At 62.8% G+C, this 19,760-nt stretch carries 17 protein-coding genes and 1 tRNA gene; 9 read left to right on the top strand and 9 right to left on the bottom strand.

Going from position 1 to position 19,760, the window contains the following annotated elements; genetic code table 11:
- Positions 1-211 precede the first annotated feature (211 nt).
- On the bottom strand, positions 212-2,533 hold the full coding sequence (locus ABH945_RS04300) for a putative bifunctional diguanylate cyclase/phosphodiesterase (RefSeq protein WP_429249824.1): 2,322 nt from the start codon (positions 2,531-2,533) through the stop codon (positions 212-214).
- Positions 2,534-3,040: 507 nt separating this feature from the next.
- On the bottom strand, positions 3,041-3,778 hold the full coding sequence (locus ABH945_RS04295; protein ID WP_429249823.1) for an SH3 domain-containing protein: 738 nt from the start codon (positions 3,776-3,778) through the stop codon (positions 3,041-3,043).
- Positions 3,779-4,115: 337 nt separating this feature from the next.
- Between ABH945_RS04295 and ABH945_RS04290 the strand changes: the two genes are divergently transcribed.
- On the top strand, positions 4,116-4,730 hold the full coding sequence (locus ABH945_RS04290; RefSeq protein WP_429249822.1) for a lysozyme inhibitor LprI family protein: 615 nt from the start codon (positions 4,116-4,118) through the stop codon (positions 4,728-4,730).
- Positions 4,731-4,990: 260 nt separating this feature from the next.
- Here ABH945_RS04290 and ABH945_RS04285 read toward each other — a convergent pair whose 3' ends face one another.
- Positions 4,991-5,539 (bottom strand): nucleoside deaminase, encoded by a 549-nt coding sequence (locus ABH945_RS04285; RefSeq protein WP_074764511.1) that lies wholly within the window; start codon positions 5,537-5,539, stop codon positions 4,991-4,993.
- A 41-nt stretch (positions 5,540-5,580) separates the two neighbouring features.
- On the bottom strand, positions 5,581-6,723 hold the full coding sequence (locus ABH945_RS04280; protein ID WP_429249821.1) for a BMP family ABC transporter substrate-binding protein: 1,143 nt from the start codon (positions 6,721-6,723) through the stop codon (positions 5,581-5,583).
- Positions 6,724-7,010: 287 nt separating this feature from the next.
- Between ABH945_RS04280 and ABH945_RS04275 the strand changes: the two genes are divergently transcribed.
- Positions 7,011-7,760, top strand: a complete 750-nt coding sequence (locus tag ABH945_RS04275) for an SDR family oxidoreductase (protein ID WP_429249820.1) — start codon at positions 7,011-7,013, stop codon at positions 7,758-7,760.
- Between the two features lie 72 nt (positions 7,761-7,832).
- Here ABH945_RS04275 and ABH945_RS04270 read toward each other — a convergent pair whose 3' ends face one another.
- Entirely contained in the window at positions 7,833-8,141 is a 309-nt protein-coding gene (locus tag ABH945_RS04270) for a helix-turn-helix domain-containing protein (RefSeq protein WP_429249819.1), read from the bottom strand.
- A 46-nt stretch (positions 8,142-8,187) separates the two neighbouring features.
- The gene (locus tag ABH945_RS04265) at positions 8,188-9,624 is read right to left on the bottom strand and encodes a PLP-dependent aminotransferase family protein (protein WP_074764519.1); all 1,437 of its coding nucleotides are present in this window, start codon (positions 9,622-9,624) and stop codon (positions 8,188-8,190) included.
- A gap of 168 nt (positions 9,625-9,792) precedes the next feature.
- Here ABH945_RS04265 and ABH945_RS04260 point away from each other — a divergent pair, with 168 nt between their 5' ends.
- Positions 9,793-12,114, top strand: coding sequence for an FdhF/YdeP family oxidoreductase (locus ABH945_RS04260; RefSeq protein ID WP_429249818.1), 2,322 nt, complete (start codon positions 9,793-9,795; stop codon positions 12,112-12,114).
- A 49-nt stretch (positions 12,115-12,163) separates the two neighbouring features.
- Here the strand turns inward: ABH945_RS04260 and ABH945_RS04255 are convergent, their stop codons facing one another.
- The 3 genes from ABH945_RS04255 to ABH945_RS04245 all read right to left on the bottom strand — a co-directional run bounded on the left by ABH945_RS04255 (position 12,164) and on the right by ABH945_RS04245 (position 13,602).
- Entirely contained in the window at positions 12,164-12,667 is a 504-nt protein-coding gene (locus ABH945_RS04255; protein WP_074764523.1) for a M48 metallopeptidase family protein, read from the bottom strand.
- A 2-nt stretch (positions 12,668-12,669) separates the two neighbouring features.
- Complete coding sequence (locus ABH945_RS04250) at positions 12,670-13,320, bottom strand: hypothetical protein (protein WP_429249817.1); 651 nt, start codon at positions 13,318-13,320, stop codon at positions 12,670-12,672.
- Between the two features lie 197 nt (positions 13,321-13,517).
- Positions 13,518-13,602: transfer RNA gene (locus ABH945_RS04245), tRNA-Leu, on the bottom strand.
- 194 nt (positions 13,603-13,796) lie between these two features.
- Between ABH945_RS04245 and ABH945_RS04240 the strand changes: the two genes are divergently transcribed.
- From ABH945_RS04240 to ABH945_RS04215, 6 genes are all read left to right on the top strand, one after another.
- Positions 13,797-14,879, top strand: a complete 1,083-nt coding sequence (locus ABH945_RS04240; RefSeq protein ID WP_074764527.1) for a LacI family DNA-binding transcriptional regulator — start codon at positions 13,797-13,799, stop codon at positions 14,877-14,879.
- A gap of 72 nt (positions 14,880-14,951) precedes the next feature.
- Positions 14,952-16,022 (top strand): ABC transporter substrate-binding protein, encoded by a 1,071-nt coding sequence (locus ABH945_RS04235; RefSeq protein ID WP_429249816.1) that lies wholly within the window; start codon positions 14,952-14,954, stop codon positions 16,020-16,022.
- The gene (locus tag ABH945_RS04230) at positions 16,019-16,843 is read left to right on the top strand and encodes an ABC transporter permease (RefSeq protein ID WP_429249815.1); all 825 of its coding nucleotides are present in this window, start codon (positions 16,019-16,021) and stop codon (positions 16,841-16,843) included. The genes ABH945_RS04235 and ABH945_RS04230 overlap by 4 nt, the downstream gene beginning before the upstream one ends.
- A gap of 52 nt (positions 16,844-16,895) precedes the next feature.
- Positions 16,896-17,801 carry an ABC transporter permease gene (locus tag ABH945_RS04225; RefSeq protein ID WP_074766472.1) on the top strand — a complete coding sequence of 302 codons (906 nt, stop codon included), beginning with the start codon at positions 16,896-16,898 and terminating at the stop codon, positions 17,799-17,801.
- Positions 17,798-18,880, top strand: coding sequence for an ABC transporter ATP-binding protein (locus tag ABH945_RS04220; RefSeq protein ID WP_429249814.1), 1,083 nt, complete (start codon positions 17,798-17,800; stop codon positions 18,878-18,880). The genes ABH945_RS04225 and ABH945_RS04220 overlap by 4 nt, the downstream gene beginning before the upstream one ends.
- Positions 18,881-18,924: 44 nt before the next feature.
- The gene (locus ABH945_RS04215; RefSeq protein ID WP_429249813.1) at positions 18,925-19,752 is read left to right on the top strand and encodes a phosphodiesterase; all 828 of its coding nucleotides are present in this window, start codon (positions 18,925-18,927) and stop codon (positions 19,750-19,752) included.
- The last annotated feature ends 8 nt before the right edge of the window (positions 19,753-19,760 follow it).

The following is a 19,760-nucleotide window of genomic DNA, read 5'->3' as shown; positions in this document are numbered from 1 at the left end:
TGGCCACGCGCTCCACTTACATTGTCGATGGGTGGATTCTAGAGAGCGCGGGCGCGCGGATAAATACCGCGAACGCGAAGGCACTTGTTTGGGAAACTGAACAATCGGATTGTCGAATCTGTGCGGAACCGCCGCCGCAAAAGGGCTGCGGTTGCGGCCGCGCCTCTCAGGCAGGCAACATGCCCGGAAGATACCCATACGCCGGCCGGGGCTAATCCGCGTTGGCCATGCCCATCTGCGGGTCGCACAAACTGCGTGCATACGCGCTCGCTCCGACCGGCCGGCTGTACAGATACCCCTGCTGCTTGTCGCACGCGATCGCCCGCAGGAAAGCCGCCTGCTCGGCCGTCTCGACACCTTCGGCCGTGACGTTCATCCCCAGCGAATGCGCCATCGCGACCACCGCCTGCGTGATCGCAATCGAGTCCCGATGATCCGGCAATCCCGCGACAAACGAGCGGTCGATCTTCAGGTTATGCAGCGGAAAGCGCTTCAGATACGACAGCGAGGAGTAGCCGGTGCCGAAGTCGTCGACGGAAATGCGCACGCCCATGGCGCTCAGCGCGGCCAGCATGGGGAGCACGGATTCGCTGTCGCTCATCAGCAGCCGCTCGGTGATTTCCAGCTCCAGCGCCGACGGTTCGAGCCCGGATTGCTTCAGACAGCGTTCGATCCGCTCCAGCAGCCCGTCGTTGAATTGCCGTGGTGACAGGTTCACCGCGACGATCAGATCCGGCGCCAGCTCGCGCCGCCATTGCGCGACCTGCTCGCACGCGCGCGCGAGCACCCAGTCGCCGATCTCGATGATCAGACCGGCGTCCTCGGCCACCGGAATGAACTCCGCCGGCGACACGTTGCCCAGCTCGCTGTTGTACCAGCGCAGCAGCGCCTCTGCGCCGATCGTCCGGCCGTTCTGACTGTCGACGATCGGCTGGTAGACGAGGCTCAGTTCGTTCGAAGCGAGCGCGCGCCGCAGCGACTGCTCGATCGTGAAGCGGCGCTGCAGATGCTGGTTCAGCTCCGCGGTGAAAAACTGAAAGTTGTTCCGGCCGCGCTGTTTCGCGTGATACATCGCCGAGTCCGCATTGCGCAAAAGCGTGGCGACGTCCTGGCCGTCGTCGGGAAACAGGCTGATCCCGATCGACGCGCCGAGGTAATACTCGTTGCCCGCCACCGCGAACGGCACCGCGATCATGTCCAGAATGCGGTGCGCGAGGCCGATCAGATGGCCGGTGTTGTCGTAGTTGCTGTTCACTATCACGAACTCGTCGCCGCCCACCCGCGCGAGCGTGTCGTCGCGGCCGATGCACGCGGAAAGCCGGTCGGCGACGCTGCATAGCAACGCGTCGCCAGCCTCGTGACCGGCGGTGTCGTTGACCTTCTTGAAGCCGTCGAGATCGACGAACAGCACGGCGACGCTGAGCAGTTCGCCGGCGCGGTCGAGGCGGCCCGGCTCGACCAGTTCGCGCATCCGCTCCGTGAGATAGGCGCGGTTGTAGAGGCCGGTGAGCGAGTCGCGGGTCGCGAGGAATTTGAGTTGCCGCTGCGCCTCGCGTACCGGGCCGATGTCGGAGAACGAGATCAGCACCGACTCCGGCTGCGTGTCGCCGGGCCGGAAAATCGGCACGATATTTTCAGTGATCCAGACGATATCGCCGTCGATCAGCTCAAGCCCGATCGTCACGCCGAGCATTGGCTTGCCGGATGCCAGCACCACCTCGGTCGGGCGGCTGGACTCGGTCACGGGCGTGCCGTCCTCGTAAAAAGCGCCCGACAACACCGTGGCGATACTGCGGCCGATGATCTGCGGCGTAGTGCGCAACATGCGCTGCGCACTCGGATTGCAGGCCATCACCACGCCGTCGCGCGACTGCACGATGATGCCTTCGCGCAGATGATCGACGACTAGCCGGTAATGTTCCTCGCTGTGCGCGAGACGTTGCGCCATGGTGTCCTGATGAACCGCGAGCCCGACGCTGCTGCCGATGTCGCGCAGCATCGCTTCTTCTGCGGGGCTGGGGCGCCGGCCGGTGCGGTAATAGACCGCGAATGCGCCGAGCACGGTGCCGGCGTCGTTTTCGAACGGCACGGACCAGCACGCGCGCAAACCGATGGACAACGCGATGTCGCGGTGGCCGGCCCACAGCGGATCGGTTTCGATGTCTTCGACGACGACCAGGCGGCGCTCGTACATCGCGGTACCGCACGAGCCGGCTTGCGGACCGATCAGAAGGCCGTTGATGCTGGCGCTGAAATGCGGCGGCAACGATGGCGCGCCGCCGACTCTGGCGTGTACGCCGTCGGCGTCGAGCAGCAGGATTGAACAGGACGCACCGACGCCCAGCAGCGCTTCCGCGCGCCGGCAGACTTCGTCGAGCAATTCCGGCAGCGGCGTGTTGCGGGTAATCAACCGCAATACGCTGCGCTCCGACGCCAGCATCTCTTCGGCGAGATGCTGGCCGTAGCGTGTGCCTTCCGGCGTTGCTTTGATCGTGCCATCTATCGTGCCATCTGATGTCGCTTCGCGATTCATAGGTGCGCCCCCCAACCCAACATCGGCAAATCAGTGTAATCGGCGTAGCCGGGTTTACGCTAAGCCAGTGAAGAAAACTCGAGATGCATGACGAACGGCTGGTGTGGCATGTGATGACACGATAATTGCTGGCGCAGGGTTATCTGGTTCTGTTGCTCGATGGCTCTGTGCTTCATCGGCGGAGTTGCTGGATTGTTCCCGACGAAGGAAATGGCTTCGACGATGGATTGCGTCAGCTCCGGCATCGTCGCCGACAGGTGGCTCGTCGGTTTGAGCCCGCCTTGGCCGCGTTTGCGAGGCGGGCTCGCAGCCTTGAAGCATGCAGGCCGGTCGATGATGGAAGCTGTTTGAGGCGGTTGTTTGAGGCGTTTGATCCCCGCGGCTTATTCGCTTGCCCGGTCAGGTCATGCAAGCGATCGAACCGGGCACCGTGTTTGGACAGCCGGGGTTAGCCCAAGCTCTCCCACGAGCCGGGACGGCTTTTCCAGCCGTCCCGGCTCGCGAGTATCAACTTCCCGGCGGCCTGCCTCCACCGCCGCCCCCACCTCCACCACCTCCACCACCGCCGCCTTGAGAACCGCCACCCTGAGGACGATTGCCGCCACCGCCCTGTCCACCTCCTCCAGGCGGACGACCGCCGCCGCCATGCTCACCACCTTGCGGCGGACGACCACCCGCATTCCCCGGTTGCTGACCTCCCGGCGGACGACCACCTTCGTTCCCCGGCGGACGGCCGCCCGGATGCCCACCGTCATACCCCGGGTGCCCACCCGGCGGACGTCCCCCCGGATACCCGCCGCCCGGCGGCCGCCCCGCGCCAGGTCGCGGCGGCGGTGGCGGCGGATGGTGCGACCAGCGCGACTGCTGGTTATACCAGGGCCGGCCGCGATAATAATTGCCCCAATACTCGTTGATCGAAAAGCCGAGAATCGGCAGTCCAAGCATCCCGCCATAGGTCATCAGCGGGACGTTGTTGCCTTGATACGGAGAAGTGAGCCGCGACGCATAAACCCAGCCGCGCAGATTCGGGCCAGCGACATCGCACCACTGAAAATTGCTGATGCAGCCCATCACCGTCACCGGAACGCCGCCGGGCAATTGCTGCACGATCGGGTAATCGGAGGCGGGGCCCGCCCGCACGTTGACGACGCTATTGGTATAAGCCTGCGACTGGGCGTTGGCCGCAGCGGGCAGCGCCAGCAAACCGGCCGCCACGTAAAGACATCGGACCAGGTGTTGTTGCATTCTTTCTCCCGTTTTCAAAGGCGGCATTCAAGCTGCCGCCTTGCCTGCATGGTGACTAGTCGTTAGGAATAGTTCGGAGCGTTTCGAATTCTGCTTCATGCCTCTGAATCGAAGACCTTTGCCTTCGCCCATGCTTCATCGTGCTCCGGTCGCACGGCGCATGCCTGAAAGCGCCCAGTCAACATTTCCTCTGATACCTCGGTGCGCTCGCGCCGTCGTCGTGCGAGGCAATATCTGGTAACAACCTCGCCGAAGTCACGCGTTTTCCGGGCGTCTGCGTTTCGACATTACGGCGATCATCCTTGGCATCGAAAACCCTCGCACTGCCGGGACCGCCATGAAAATCTTCCGTCCACTCCTGATCGCCGGCCTGATGCTCACGCACCTGGCTGCCCACGCCACCAGCTTCGACTGCAACCGGGGACGCTCGCTCACCGAAAAAATCATCTGCAACGATCCCGCGCTGTCAAAACTCGACGACACGCTGGGGCAACTTTACTGGAAAGCGCGTCGGCGGGTCATCAACCGTCGCGCCTTTCTCACCGACAGCGATAGCAAGTGGAGCTGGCGGGAAGAGAACTGCCGCGACGCGGCATGTCTGGGGACCTGGTATGCAACGCGGATCGATCAGTTGCAACGGCTGATCGAAAGCATGCAGACAGGGGAAGCGGCGGAGCAGCCGGAGGTGCAGCCGATCAGGACACAGCCATCGCCGGAACCGGCTATTCAGCGCAAAACGTCGCTGGCGACAGCGCGCCCGATTGAACCGGCGCTGCTTCAGTGCACGGCCGCGAATCCTGGGCTGGTGGTCAACGATCAATGCTCCACGGTGCTGAAGCAGGCGGGTGCGGGTGGTCAGTGGAAATATCAGCCGCGCGGCGGCGACTGGTTCTGCGGCGTCGCCACGCTGCCGCAGCCGTCGATGCAAACGCAGGTGGATGCGGCGCAGTGAGATCGTAAGCGCCGATGGATGAACGGGCGACGTCAGCAGGCTCGTGGCGTCGTCGTGCTCAGTGAACCGTCTTAGGGGGATGTGGCGGAGCGCGGCAATGACGCGGCCTGTGCAACATGCAACGACTCAACAGTCAGGTGCGGTCGTGATTGCACCGTCTTGTACATCATGGCGGCATGAAGTCTCCTTCATGTCCGCTGCATGCAGTTCGATGTGTCGAGAGCGCCCCCGCTCGCAACGGTGCGGCGGCGAACGGCACGCTATCTGCCGCTCCAGAACCTTCGCTGAACCTCCATCACCTCGGCTTCCACCTCCGCAACCGGCCCGATCACCTCGACCGGCTTCTGGCAATGATCGAAGACATAGCGGCAATCCACGCTCATCGTCGGATTCTCCGAATGATCGCCGGTTGCCTCCAGCAAACGCTTCTCGGTCATCCCGAATACGACCCGGCCGATGTTCGCCCAATACATCGTGCCCGCGCACATGCAGCACGGTTCGACCGACGTGTATAGCGTGCAGCCCCACAAATACGCCGGCGTGAAGTTCAACGCCGCCACGCGAGCCAGCACCGATTCGGCGTGATTGACCGTATCGACATTGCCCTGCTCCATCAGCACGGTCTCCTGATCGGGGCCGACCAGCACCGCGCCGAACGGATGATGACCCAGCAAGGTCGCCCGCTCGGCCACCCGGCTCGAATGCCGCAGATGCCGGACGATCTGCTCGGGCGTCGGCGTCAATCCCTGCGGCGGATAGCCCTCCGGCACACCTGCGCCAGCGGCATCGTTCGAAACGGTCAGACTCACGGGCGATCTCCTTGTCGTGATGTAGTCAGGCAGTCACGCACTCACTTCGGCAGCGCACCGTCGACACCCTGCACGAACCAGTTAAGGCGCAACAATTCCGCATCGCTCAAAGACTGGCCCGCCGCGACCTTCACCGTGCCGGACTGATCCGCGATCGGGCCCGCGAACGGGTTGAACTTGCCGGAGATGATGTCGTCGCGCTTCTGGCTCAGCGCCTTCTGCGCAGCCGGGGAAACCGCTTGCGTGTTGATGTCGGCGAGATCGATCGCGTGTTCTTTCAGGCCCCACCAGACCGGCGCGTTATTCCACGAACTCGACATCACCTGATCCACCAGATGCGTGTAATACACGCCCCAGTTGCTCACGCACGCACCCAGTTGCGCGTTCGGGCCGAACTTCTTCATGTCGGAATCCCAGCCGAATGCATGCACTTTCTTCTGCTCGGCGGTTTGCATCGTCGCGGTCGAATCGGTGTTCTGGATCAGCACGTCCGCGCCCTGGCCGATCAGCGTTTCGGCGGCCTGCTTTTCGCGGCCCGGATCGAACCAGCTGTTGATCCACACCACCTTCACGCGCGCGTTCGGATTGACCGAGCGCGCGCCCATCGTGAACGCGTTGATGTTACGCACCACTTCCGGCACCGGCACCGAGCCGACAAAGCCCAACGTGTTCGACTTGGTCGTATAGCCCGCGACCAGTCCGGCCAGATAGGCGCTCTGATAAGTGCGCACGTCGTAGGTGGCGAAGTTCGCGGCTTTCTTGTAGCCGGTCGCGTGTTCGAACACGGTGTCCGGGAAATCCTTCGCGACCTTCAGCTCGAAGTCCTGGAAGCCGAAGCTCGATCCCACCACGATCTTGTTGCCCTTGGCCGCGAGATCGCGGAACACGCGTTCCGAATCCGCCGATTCCGGCACGTTCTCGACGCGCGTCACCTTGATCTTGTCGCCGAACTTCGCCTCGACTTCCTTGACGCCCTGCTCGTGCGCATAGGTCCAGCCAGCGTCGCCCGGATTGCCGAGGTAGACGAACGCGATGCCGACCGGTTGCGTGGCCGCTGCCGACGCCGTCGCGGCGCTGAACGCGAGAGACACGCCGACGCCCGCGCCGATGGCAGCAGCGAGCACGGTACGGACAGTTTTGATGCGCAACGAACGATGCAGCGCACGCGCCAGCTTTGTTTTCATGGACTCTCCGAAGTGATTTGAAGGCGCCCGCCACGGTATTCGAGGTTCCGTGGATCAGGCTCCGGCATAGGGGTCATATTCGAAGGCCAAATTCATAGGAAAAAATAGTATTCGTTATCCCCTTCATAACGGATCGCGTATTCTGGTCGCGCCCTGATGACTCGAGCGGTCGCCAGAAACATGTTCGATATCTTCGAACGAGTACATCGGCAAAGTGGTACGGCAAGCGTCCCTGAGAAGCGCACTATCCCAATCACCAACCCGCAACACTCTTTCGGAGAAACAACATGACTCGCTTTCAAGGTAAATCGGTTCTCGTCACCGGCGGCAGCAGCGGCATCGGTTTTGCAGCGGCAAAGGCATTCGCCAGTGAAGGCGCACGCGTCGTCATCACCGGACGCGATGCGGATGCGCTCGACACCGCGCGGGCCGCTCTGGGCGCGAATGCCGTAGCGGTGCGCAACGACGCGGGCTCGGTCGCGGCAGCTCGCGAACTGGCCTCGGCCATCGATGCCGCAGGCATCCGGCTCGATGCGTTGTTCGTCAACGCGGGCACGGCGAAATTCGCATCGTTCGCGGACGTGGACGAAGCCTTCTGGGACGCCACCTTCAACACGAACGTCAAGGGCGCGTACTTCCAGATTCAGGCACTGCTGCCGCTGTTCAACAAGGGCGCGTCGATCGTGATCAACGGATCGATCAATGCGCATATCGGCATGCCGTCGTCGTCGGTGTATGCGGCGAGCAAGGCCGCGGTGATCTCGCTGGCGAAGACGTTGTCGGCGGAATTGCTGCCGCAGGGGGTGCGTGTGAACGTGGTCAGCCCGGGGCCGGTTCAAACGCCGCTGTACGGCAAGCTCGGACTCGACGCCGCCCAGCTCGAAGCCACCGCCGCGCAGATTCTCACGCAGGTGCCAGTGGGCCGCTTCGGCACGCCGGATGAAATCGCGTCGACCGTGCTGCATCTGTCGGCGCCGGAATCGGCGTTTATCGTCGGCACCGAAATCATCGCGGATGGCGGGATGAGCCAGCTTTAACGTGTGAGAGGAAGGGCGCGGTTCTCATGTCGCCGCGCATCGGCGGCGACGCGAGAACGGCCCGTGTCGATCTCAATGAATGCTTGGCGGCGGTTCGATGCCGCCGTCTTCGTCCGGTTCGTCTTCGGCGAACAACTCCGCGCACAGCCCCTGGCCGATCTCGCTCAGGCGCGCCGACCCGGCGCCCTCCTCGTTGAACGAGGTTTCCACGAAACCGTTGTCGACCAGCGCCGTCAACTGCCGCCGCAACCCGCTCATCGGCACGCCCGCCTGCTTCGACAGCTTGGCGAGCGACCACGTGCCGCCCGGCTTCTCCTGATGCGCGCGCCAGAGTTGCGCGAGCACGGCGACCAGAACCGGGTCGATGTCATCGTCATCCATGGGTCTCTCCCTTGTATCGTGTTGCGTCGTCGTGTTGCGTCCTGCGTCACGCCATCTGCGTGACCAGCTCGCCCAGGGTCCTCAGCGCCGCCTCACTTTGCGCGGTCCACGGGTAGCTGTAGTTAAGCCGAATAAAATGACGGAAATCGTTTCGAGTAGAAAACATCATGCCCGGCCCCACGGTAATGCTGCGTGCAAGCGCCGCCTGATAAAGCCGCATCGAATCGACACTCGCGGGCAATTCGACCCATAAGACATAGCCGCCCTGCGGCGTCGACATCCGCGTGCCGACCGGGAAAAACCGCTGCACCAGCGCCATCATGATGTTCGCCTGCTGCCGGTACACCTTGCGCACATGCCGCAAGTGGCGATCGTAGCCATCCTGCCGCAAATAATCGGCGACGGCGACCTGCGGCACCGACGGCGTGGTCAGCGTATTCAGGAATTTGAGCTTCTCGACCTGCGCCCGGTAACGGCCAGGCATCGCCCAGCCGATCCGGTACGACGCGGTCAGGCTCTTCGAAAACGACGCGCAGTGGAGCACCAGGCCTTTGCTATCGAAGTTCTTCAAAGTAGAAGGCCGCGTGTCGCCGTAATACAACTCCTGGTACACATCGTTTTCGATCGCCGGGATTTCGTGCGCGGCGAGCAGTTCGACCAGTTGCCGCTTGCGTTCGTCAGGCATCTGAAAACCGAGCGGATTCTGGAAATTCGGCATCACCATGCACGCGGCGATTTTCTGCTTGGCGATGACCTGCGCGAGCGCATCGATATCGATTCCGTGGACCGGATGCGTCGCCACTTCGATCGCGCGCATGCCGAGCCGCTCGATCGCGTGCAGCATCGCGTAATACGTCGGCGATTCGACCGCGACCGTATCGCCGGGTTTGGCGACCGCCTGCAAGCTGAGGTTGATGGCCTCGGTCGCGCCGAGCGTGATAACGATTTCATCGGGATCGACCGGCACGCCGTTCTCGGCATAACGGCGCGCGATCTGCCGGATCAACTCGGGGTTGCCCGGCGGCAGATCGTCGATCAGATTCCAGCTCGCATGCCGCCGCGCAATCGCGTTTGCATACTGGTTGATGCGCCGCCACGGAAACAGCGAGGGATCGGGATACGGCGAGCCGAACGGCACGGCGTCGTGCGCGCGGATGCTGCGCAGCGTGGACAGCACCAGCCGGCTCACGTCCACCTCGGCGGCGACCGGCGGCGTTTCGCGCGCGGCTTTGCGGCCGGCGGATGGAATCGCATCCGCCGCGAGCGCCTTCGCCGCCGCCTCGCGCACGAAATAGCCGGACTGCGGACGGCTTTCGACAATCCCCCGGCTCTCCAGCAACGCATACGCGTGCAGCACCGTCTTGATGCTGACGCCGTGCTGCTGGCTCGCCTGCCGTACCGACGGAATCCGCTCGCCCGACGCGAACACGCCGCGGCGTACGGCTTCGGTCATCTCATCGGCGAGTTTTTCGTACAGTTTCAAGGACTTGGCTCAGGCAAATCGCGGCTTGGAGCGCCAGTGTATGCCGAAATCCGCCAACTGTATCCCTCTCTTTTCCAAATTTCTGTATGCAGCGCACCATTTGGAACACAGTAGGCTGGCACTTATTGGCATAAAAGCCTCGTCCAGACCGTCTCCAGCGGCATCGTCATGAAGAAACCTGAAGCTCGCATCGAACCGTACACGCACCCGGCCGCGGGCTGGGGCGCCCTGAAGTACGTCGCCATCAACCTGATCAAGGAGAAGGTGACGGGCGGCAACTACCGCACGCTGCTCAAGCAGAACCAGCCGGACGGCTTCGACTGCCCCGGCTGCGCATGGCCGGATCGCGAACACGCGTCGACCTTCGAATTCTGCGAGAACGGCGTCAAGGCCGTGGCTGCCGAAGCGACCAGCAAGCGCGTCACGCCCGCGTTCTTCGAACAGCACACGGTCGAAGAACTGATGGCGCAGTCCGACTTCGAACTGGAACAGCACGGCCGCCTGACCGACCCGCTCGTCTACGACGCGCTGCGCGACCGTTACGTGCCGATCGGCTGGGACGAAGCGTTCGATCTGATCGCGCGTCACCTGAAGCAACTCGACGACCCCGACCGCGCCGCGTTCTATACGTCGGGCCGCGCGAGCAACGAAGCCGCCTTCCTGTACCAGTTGTTCGTGCGCATGTACGGCACCAACAACTTCCCCGACTGCTCGAACATGTGCCACGAAGCGACCAGCCGCGGCTTGCCGGGCACGGTCGGCATCGGCAAGGGCACGGTTACGCTGGACGACTTCGAACACGCGGACACGCTGCTGATCTTCGGCCAGAATCCGGCCACCAACCATCCGCGCATGCTCGGCGAATTGCGCGAGTGCGCGAAGCGCGGCGCGACCATCGTGTCGATCAATCCGCTGAAGGAGCGCGGGCTCGAACGCTTTGCGAGCCCGCAGCACGCGCTCGACATGCTGTCGCCGAAGGGCACAAAGATCAGCTCCGTGTTCATCCGTCCGAAGATCGGTGGCGATTTCGCGTTGATCAAGGGCGTCGCCAAGCGCGTGATCGAACTCGACGACGAAGCACTCGCGTCCGGCCTCGAACGTGTGCTCGACGTCGGCTTCATCGCCGAACACACGGTCGGCTTCGACGCGTTCGCCGACGACCTGCGCGCCGAGAACTGGGACACCATCGTCGCCGAAGCGGGCGTACCGTTCGACGACGTGCTGAAACTCGCCGACATCTACGTGAAAGGCCGCGCCGTCATTTCGACGTGGGGCATGGGCATCACGCAGCACAAGAACTCGGTGGCGACGGTGCAGTTGCTGTCGAACCTGATGATGATGCGCGGCAATATCGGCCGCCGTGGCGCGGGGCTGTGCCCGGTGCGCGGACATTCGAACGTGCAGGGCGACCGCACGGTCGGCATCGAGGAAAAGCCGACTCAGGCGTTTCTCGACCGCCTCGGCAAGGCCTACGATTTCGAGCCGCCGCGTGAACACGGCTACGACGTTGTCGAAACGATTCACGCGATGCTCGAAGGCAAGGTGAAGGTGTTCATCGGCCTGGGCGGCAATTTTTCGATTGCGACGCCGGATACGCCGCGTACGTGGGAAGCGATGCGTTCGTGCGATCTGACCGTGCACATCACGACCAAGCTGAACCGCAGCCACCTGATTCACGGCCGCGACGCGCTGATTCTGCCGACGCTCGGCCGCACCGAAATCGATCTGCAGAACGGCATTGCGCAAGGCGTGACCGTCGAAGACTCGATGAGCATGGTGCACATTTCGTACGGCATGAACAAACCGGCGTCGGAGAATCTGCTGTCGGAAATCGCGATCGTCGCGCGGATGGCGCACGCGACGCTAGGCAGCAACAAAGTGGACTGGCTCGGGCAGGCGGCCGATTACTCGCTGATTCGCGACGGCATCGAGAAAGTATTCGACGGGTTTCAGAACTACAACGAGCGGTTGAAGAATCCGGGTGGTTTCCACCTGGGTGTCGCGTCGCGCGATCGCGTGTGGAAAACGCCGACCGGCAAGGCGCAATTCATGGTCCACGCCATTGCTCTCGATACACCGATTCACCAGGCGCGCAACGAACATGGCGAACGCCTGCTGACGCTGATGACAACGCGCTCGCACGATCAGTACAACACGACGATTTACGGCCTCGACGATCGCTATCGCGGCGTCTACGGTCAGCGCCGCGTGCTGTTCGCGAACAAGGACGATCTGGCGATGCTGGGTTTCGCCAACGGACAGTGGGTCGATATCACCAGCGTGTGGGCGGATGGCATCGAGCGTCACGCCGATGGCTTTCTGCTGGTGGAATACGACATTCCGCGTGGCTGCCTCGGCGCTTACTATCCGGAGACGAATCCGCTGGTGCCGCTCTCGTCCATTGCGGACGGCGCGGGTACGCCGACTTCGAAGTCGATTCCGGTGTTGCTGAAGGCGTCGGCGGTTCCGCTTCAGGCAATCGCGGCCTGATTACAGGAGGACGTCGAGCGCCTCACGTCACCCGTGAAGCGCTCGATTTTCAACTCTGGTTCTTCGTCAAATCGCGATGCGTCAGATAAAGACGCAGGTCGAATTCGATCTGATGGTAGCCCGGCTGCATGAACTCGCAGAGCCGGTAGAAAGCCTTGTTGTGATCGCTTTCCTTCAGATGCGCGAGTTCGTGAACGACGATCATTTTCAGAAACTCCGGCGCGGCCGCCTTGAATAGCGACGCAATGCGGATTTCCTTCTTCGCCTTCAGCTTGCCGCCCTGTACGCGGGAAATGCTCGTGTGCAGACCCAATGCGTGACGCACCACATCGAGCTTGCTGTCGTAGGTGACCTTGTCGATCTGCTCGGCGCTGCGAAGATGCTCGCGCTTCAATTCCGCACAATATGCGTAGAGCGCGCGGTCCGTTTGCACGTCATGCGTGGCCGGATATTTCGAAGAAAGATAGGAACCCAGTTGCTCGTCGGCGATGAGCTTCCTCACCTTCTCCTGCAAGGTCGGCGGATAACCGGTCAGGTATTTCAGTTGGGACATGATCAGGCGATGCAGTCTTCCCAATACCGCAGCGGATCGCGATGGTCGGGGAATTTCTTGTCGAGCCAGTCGGAAACGACTTTCCATTGCGGATGATTCGGGCCGCTGCGGGTATCCCAGAACGAATCCTTCAGCACCGCGTTTTTACTCGCGCGATCTCGCACGACGATCCGGCAGTGATCGTCGGAATCGTGAAACTCGGCTTTCAGGTAATAGCGCGGCAGGATCTGCAACGCGGCGCCTTCGACCAGCCGCCCTTCGGCGCGCACCACGCCGCCCCGCTCGATCCGCAGCACGCCGTCCACCGATTTATCGGCGCGCCAGCCGACCGGCAGCCTCACCACGCACTCGTCCTTGCCGATCTTGATCCAGTCCATCCGCCAGATGCGGGCCAACGCATCGCGCATCGCCGCGACATCTTCGTAGCCAGGCGGCAGTTCGATGTCGGGCGGCAGTTTCACCAGTTCGTCGTCGAACGGCGAATGGCTGGTCGACCCTTTGAACGGATCGTCACCGAACGGATTCGCGGGACGGCTCGCCGATGTGCTGCTCCTGCTGCCCACATTGCCCTTGCTGCCCGTGGCCGCGCCGGGCGGGTCTCCGAACAGGCTTTCGGCCGCAAGACGTGCGCGCTTCGATTTTTCGGTGGCCATGAGTTCTCCGTGGGATGGGGTATGCGGCAGGCAGATAAGAGATTTATACACTGATCCGGCGGCAGCCCGACGCCGTCAGTTCGCAGCCCGGGATACCGATGGCCGCGAGGCGGTCCGCGAATAAAAAAACCCGCACAGACGCATCTGATGCGGGTTTTCGCTGTGTTTCCAACGCCATGCAATATGCAACGGGAACCTGGTGCCGGGGACCGGACTTGAACCGGCAAGCCGTGAGGCGGCGGATTTTAAGTCCGCTATGTTTACCAATTTCATCACCCCGGCAGGGGTCGCAATCGCGCGTGGTCGCGAATTCTACCACTGCCCGGCAGACGCACCAAACTGGTGTGAACGGCCGCCGTTTCCCACCCTCGCCTGCTCGTTGCGCCGATAAAAATGGAGCTCGCCCGGAGTCATCTGGAAGTCACAGAGCTTCCCGATAATCCGCTCACGAAAACGTTTACAGCAGAGCGGAAACCATGATCCCGACGATCAAAGATGTCGCCGCCCACGCGGGCTTTTCCATTGCCACGGTATCGCGCGCGATCAATGCGCCGCACACCGTGAACCCTGTCACGCTCGACAAGGTGCGCCAATCCATCGACGCGCTGAACTTCCGCCCGAGCCCCCTCGGCCGTCAATTGCGCGGCGAGCGCACGCGTCTGATCGGCGTGGTGCTGCCCACGCTCGCCAATCCGGTATTCGCGGAATGTCTGCAAGGCATCGACGAACTCGCGTCGGCGCAAGGCTACCGGTTGATGCTGATGACCACCCAGTACGACGCGGACCGCGAACGCCACGCCATCGAAACGCTGCGCGAGCAACGTGTGGAAGGGCTGATCCTGACCGTCGCCGATGCCGACACGCATCCGCTGCTCGACGATCTGGACCGCGCCGGACTGCTCTACGTGCTGATGCACAACGACACGGTCCGTCGCCCATCGGTGTCGGTCGACAACCGCCTCGCCGCATACGACGGCGTGCGTCAACTGATCGCGCACGGGCATCGCCGCATTCTGATGCTGGCGGGCACGCTGGCCGCGTCGGATCGCGCGCGTCAGCGGCATCTCGGCTATACGCAGGCGATGCAGCAAGCCGGCCTCACACCCGCGCCCGCGCTCGAAGTCGATTTCAACGCGGCCGAACTGTCGCCGTCGGTACTCGCGCATCTGACCAGCGGCCCGAACCGCCCCACCGCCCTTTTCTGCAGTAACGACCTGCTGGCGATGGTCGTGATGCGCGGGCTGCGTCGCGCGCGTTTGCAGATTCCGCACGACATGTCGATTCTCGGCTTCGACGGCCTCGCGATGGGCGAGCTTTTGTCGCCGCCGCTCGCGAGCATCTGCGCGCCGAATCGCGAGATTGGCTGCGCGGCGTGGCGGCGTCTGCTCGCACGCGTCACCGGGAATTACGAGGCGCTCGGCGAAACGTCGCTCGCGCTGACGTTGCCGCACAGCTTGCGCGAGGGCGCCACCATCGCGGCGATTTCGAATCGCGATGAAACCTCGACGCCGCCCAAGGAAGCCAATTCTGAAAATACCTACGCGCGCAATGTCGCGTGAATTTCAGCGCGTCGAGCTTTTAACCAGACACACTTCGAACCACCCGCTCTCTTCTTCTCCAGGAGACCCGCAGTGATCCGCTCTTCTTCACACTTTGATTCGTCATCCAGATCATTATGGCGACGAGTCGTTCACTCGACACAAGCCGCGCTCGTGATCGCCGCCACCGCGCTGACCGTGCTCGCACCACAATCCGCGCACGCCGATGAAACCGCGATCTGCTACAACTGCCCGCCCGAATGGGCCGACTGGGCAAGCCAGATCAAGGCAATCCAGCAGAAGACCGGGATTCGCGTGCCGTTCGATAACAAGAACTCCGGCCAGTCGATTGCGCAACTGATGGCCGAGCAGAAGAGCCCCGTCGCGGATGTGGTGTATCTCGGCGTGTCGTCGGCCTTCCAGGCGAAAGACAAAGGCGTGATCCAGCCGTACAAGCCCGCGCATTGGGACGACATTCCCGCGAACCTGAAGGACCCGCAAGGTTACTGGTTCGCGATTCACTCGGGCACGCTGGGCTTTTTCGTCAACAAGGACGCGCTCGAAGGCAAGCCGGTGCCGCGTTCATGGGCCGATCTGCTGAAGCCCGAATACAAAGGCATGATCGGTTATCTCGATCCGTCGAGCGCGTTTGTAGGCTATGCGGGCGCGGTCGCAGTGAACCAGGCGCTCGGCGGCACGCTCGATAATTTCGAACCTGGCCTCGACTGGTTCCGCAAGCTGAAAGCAAATGCGCCGATCGTGCCGAAACAGACTGCGTACGCGCGGGTGATGTCCGGTGAAATTCCGATTCTGCTCGACTACGACTTCGACGCCTATCGCGCGAAATACAAGGATCACGCGAACGTCGAATTCGTGATTCCGAAGGAAGGCACGATCTCGGTGCCGTATGTGATGAGCCTGGTGAAGGGCGCGCCGCATGACGCGAATGGCAAGAAGGTGCTTGATTTCGTGCTGTCCGACGAAGGTCAGAAGCTGTGGGCCGAAGCCTACCTGCGTCCCGTTCGTGCAAGCACGATGAGCGCGGAAACCGCCGCGAAATTCCTGCCCGCGAGCGACTATGCCCGCGCCAAACCGGTCGATTTCGGCAAGATGGCCGAGAAGCAGTCGAGCTTCGGCGAGCGCTATCTACAGGTGATGCATTGAACGACATCACGTTCCCGCTGCGCTGGCGCATCGCGTTGATCGCGCCCGCACTCGCGGTTTTCATCGCATTCTGGCTGCTGCCGATGGCCGCGCTCGCGCAAATCAGCGGCGACGGCCACGCGTTCGCCACCTATCGCGCGATGCTGACGAATCCGCGCTACATGTCGAGCCTGGGCGCAACGGTCGTGCTATCCGCAGCGGTCACGGCGACGACGCTGGTGCTGTCGGTGATCGCCGGTTTGCTGCTGGCGCGCCGCGAGTTTCCGCTCAAGCGTACGCTGCTCGCGTTGCTCACCTTTCCGCTCGCGTTTCCCGGCGTGGTGGTCGGCTTCATGGTCATCATGCTCGCGGGACGCCAAGGGTTGATCGGCGCGTTGTCGCTGAAACTCACCGGCGACCGCTGGGTGTTCGCGTATTCGATGAGCGGCCTCTTTCTCGGCTACCTGTACTTCTCGATTCCGCGCGTGATCGTCACCGTGATGGCGTCGGCGACCAAGCTCGATGCATCGCTCGAAGAAGCCGCGCGTTCGCTGGGCGCATCGCCGTGGCGTATTACGCGCGACATCGTGTTGCCCGCGCTTTCGCCCGGCCTGATCGCGGCGGGCGCCGTGTGCTTCGCGACCGCGATGGGTGCATTCGGCACCGCGTTCACGCTGGCCAGCGACATCGACGTATTGCCGATGACCATCTACACCGAGTTCACACTCAACGCGAACATGGTGACGGCTGCGGGTCTCTCGATCGTGCTCGGCATCGTCACGTGGGCGGTGCTCGCGCTGGCGCGCAACGTGAGCGGTTCGGCGGTGGCGGCGAGTGCCTGACATGAAAGCAGCTTCACGACCCGGCCTCTCCAATCCGGATGACGACAACACGATGAATTCCATTCCTCGCGCCTTGCATGAAGCGACGACACCGCGAGCGCGGCTGCGTTTGCCCGACACGCGAACCTGGCTAGCAGTCGGTCAATGGTGCGTGACCTTGCTGCTGTGTGCGTTTCTGATCGTGCCGGTGATCATGTCGATCATGGCGGGACTGACGGTCAATTACTTCAAGGGCATTTCAAGCGGACTGACGTTACGCTGGCTCATCGAAGTGTGGACCCAGTATCACGATTCAGTGTTTCTCTCACTCGAAGTCGCGGCGGCGACACTGTTCATCACGCTGCTGATCGGCGTACCCGCAGGCTATGTGCTCGCGCGCAGCAAGACGCGACTGTCGCGTGTTATCGAGGAATTTCTGGTGCTGCCAATCGCGCTGCCCGGCCTCGCGTCGGCGCTCGCGCTGCTGGTGGTGTATGGCGGCTTTACAGCGTTTCGGATGAGCGTCGCGTTCATCGTCGTGGGCCATGTGGTGTTCACGCTGCCGTTCATGGTGCGCGCGGTCGCGGCCGTGTGCGCGAGCAGCGATCTTCGCACGCTCGAAGAAGGCGCAGCGAGTCTCGGCGCGAGTTTCTTCCAGCGCTTCGTGACGATCGTGCTGCCGAATGCGCGGCCGGGTATCGTCGCGGGCGCGCTCGCCGTGCTGACGCTTTCGATCGGCGAATTCAATCTCACGTGGATGCTGCATACGCCCGACACGAAAACCCTGCCGGTCGGTCTCGCCGATACGTACGCGTCGTTGCGGATCGAAATCGGCAGCGCGTACACGATCCTGTTTTTCATCATGACGATGCCCTTGCTCGTCGCCATGCAATGGCTCGGCGTCGATGCAACCGGCCAGCGTAGCGCCGCGAAAAAGCGCGCTGCCGCTTCCTCTTCGACCTCCATCAAGACGCCATGAAACTCGCTTCTTCCCTGGTTCCCGCTTCTGTGCCCGCTTCTGTTCCTATCACGCTGACGCAATGCGCGAAAACGTTTCGCGGCACGCGTGTGCTCGAACCGCTCGACCTGAAGATCGATGCCGGTGAAACGCTGGTATTGCTCGGGCCATCCGGCTGCGGCAAGACCACGACGCTGCGTATAATCGCAGGACTCGAAACACCCGACGCGGGCGGCCGCATCGCATTCGGCGACGACGACGTCACTACGTTGCCGATCGAAAAGCGCCAGGTCGGCATGGTGTTTCAGAGCTACGCGCTGTTTCCGAATCTGACGGTGCGCGGCAACATCGGCTATGGATTGAAGATCAAACGCGTGGCTGCCGATACCGCACGCAAGCGGGTCGACGAATTGCTCGACATGATGCGCCTGACCGCGCACGCCGATAAACCCATCGATCAACTCTCCGGCGGTCAACGGCAACGAGTCGCGCTGGCTCGCGCGCTCGCCGTGCAGCCGCGCGTGCTGCTGCTCGACGAACCGCTCACGGCTCTCGACGCACGTTTGCGCGACACGTTGCGCAGCGAAATGAATACGCTGCTGCGCGAGTTGGGCATCACGACCATCTACGTCACGCACGACCAGGCCGAGGCGATGGAACTCGGTGACCGCATCGTCGTGATGAGCGCGGGCCGTATCGAGCAGATCGGCTCGCCACGCGATATCTACTACCGCCCCGCCAACCGGACGGTCGCGCAGTTCGTCGGCACGATCAACCGGCTGGCGGGCGAACTTCACGACGGCATGCTCAAAACCACGGGGGGTGCGGTGCCCGTGCCCTCACGCACCGCTACCTCAGGCACGCTTTCGTCACACGAAATTTTCTTCCGGCCCGAGGATGCATGGCTCGCCGATCCCGCTGACGCGCAATTGCGCGGCCACGTCGAAAGCACTGCGTTTCTCGGTGAACGCACGCGCCTGACTATCGGCGGCGCAGCACCGGACGCGTTGCTGATCGATGTCGCGGGCCGTGTCGAACTGGCGCGCGGCACGCCCGTCGGCATTTCGATCGCGCAGGACGCGCTGATTGCGCTATTGTAAAAACGCCGCGCTGTGTTTTTAGCGCGCAACAAAAGGACTTCCCCATGCTGCTGGCTCAAATTAGCGATCTGCATATCAAGCGGCCGGGCGCGCTCGCTTACCGGCGCGTCGACACCGGTGCGTATCTCGCGCGTTGCGTCGCCGCGCTCAATGCGCTCGAACCGCGCCCCGACGCAATCATCATGACGGGCGATCTCGTCGATCAGGGTGACCCCGAGCAATACGAGTACCTCAAAACGCTGCTCGCACCGCTTGAAATCCCCTACTTCCTGTTAGTGGGCAATCACGACGAACGCAACGCGTTGCGCGCGGCATTCCCCGATCGCGCGGAATTGCGCAGCGGTGGCGAGTTCGTGCAATACGCGGTCGATGTCGGTCCGTTACGCGTGATCGCGCTCGATTCGATGGTGCCGGGACAAAGCGCGGGCAATCTGTGCGAGTCGCGCCTCGCGTGGCTCGCGGCACAACTCGATGCGGCTCAGGGCAAGCCGGCTATCGTGGCGCTGCATCACCCGCCGTTTGTGTGCGGCATCGGACATATGGACGAATTGCGACTCGACCCCGTCGCCGCCGACAAACTCGCCGCGTTGATCGCGCGTTATCCGAATGTGGAGCGCGTGATGTGTGGACACGTGCATCGGCCGATGTTCGTGCGCTTTGGCGGCACGATCGCGTCTGCAGTGCCTTCACCCGCTCATCAGGTCGCGCTCGATCTGCGCGACGATGCGCCGTCGGCATTTATGATGGAACCGCCCGCGTATGCGCTGCACCGCTACGATCCGGCGACCGGCATCGTCACACATCACGCGTATGTCGATGCGGCGGACGGCCCGTACCCGTTCTACGAACCTGAGGGCGATCTGATCGATTGAATACGCAG

The sequence above is a fragment of the Paraburkholderia sp. GAS333 genome (assembly GCF_050435665.1).
GTDB classification, from domain to species: domain Bacteria; phylum Pseudomonadota; class Gammaproteobacteria; order Burkholderiales; family Burkholderiaceae; genus Paraburkholderia; species Paraburkholderia fungorum_A.
This window is presented reverse-complemented; position numbering and strand designations above follow the sequence as displayed.

Bases quoted from the DNA above. Each gene is read 5' to 3' on its own strand.
- ABH945_RS04300 (WP_429249824.1), bottom strand. From the start codon at position 2,533: ATGAATCGCGAAGCGACATCAGATGGCACGATAGATGGCACGATCAAA.
- ABH945_RS04295 (WP_429249823.1), bottom strand. From the start codon at position 3,778: ATGCAACAACACCTGGTCCGATGTCTTTACGTGGCGGCCGGTTTGCTG.
- ABH945_RS04290 (WP_429249822.1), top strand. From the start codon at position 4,116: ATGAAAATCTTCCGTCCACTCCTGATCGCCGGCCTGATGCTCACGCAC.
- ABH945_RS04280 (WP_429249821.1), bottom strand. From the start codon at position 6,723: ATGAAAACAAAGCTGGCGCGTGCGCTGCATCGTTCGTTGCGCATCAAA.
- ABH945_RS04275 (WP_429249820.1), top strand. From the start codon at position 7,011: ATGACTCGCTTTCAAGGTAAATCGGTTCTCGTCACCGGCGGCAGCAGC.
- ABH945_RS04270 (WP_429249819.1), bottom strand. From the start codon at position 8,141: ATGGATGACGATGACATCGACCCGGTTCTGGTCGCCGTGCTCGCGCAA.
- ABH945_RS04260 (WP_429249818.1), top strand. From the start codon at position 9,793: ATGAAGAAACCTGAAGCTCGCATCGAACCGTACACGCACCCGGCCGCG.
- ABH945_RS04255 (WP_074764523.1), bottom strand. From the start codon at position 12,667: ATGTCCCAACTGAAATACCTGACCGGTTATCCGCCGACCTTGCAGGAG.
- ABH945_RS04250 (WP_429249817.1), bottom strand. From the start codon at position 13,320: ATGGCCACCGAAAAATCGAAGCGCGCACGTCTTGCGGCCGAAAGCCTG.
- ABH945_RS04240 (WP_074764527.1), top strand. From the start codon at position 13,797: ATGATCCCGACGATCAAAGATGTCGCCGCCCACGCGGGCTTTTCCATT.
- ABH945_RS04225 (WP_074766472.1), top strand. From the start codon at position 16,896: ATGAATTCCATTCCTCGCGCCTTGCATGAAGCGACGACACCGCGAGCG.
- ABH945_RS04220 (WP_429249814.1), top strand. From the start codon at position 17,798: ATGAAACTCGCTTCTTCCCTGGTTCCCGCTTCTGTGCCCGCTTCTGTT.
- ABH945_RS04215 (WP_429249813.1), top strand. From the start codon at position 18,925: ATGCTGCTGGCTCAAATTAGCGATCTGCATATCAAGCGGCCGGGCGCG.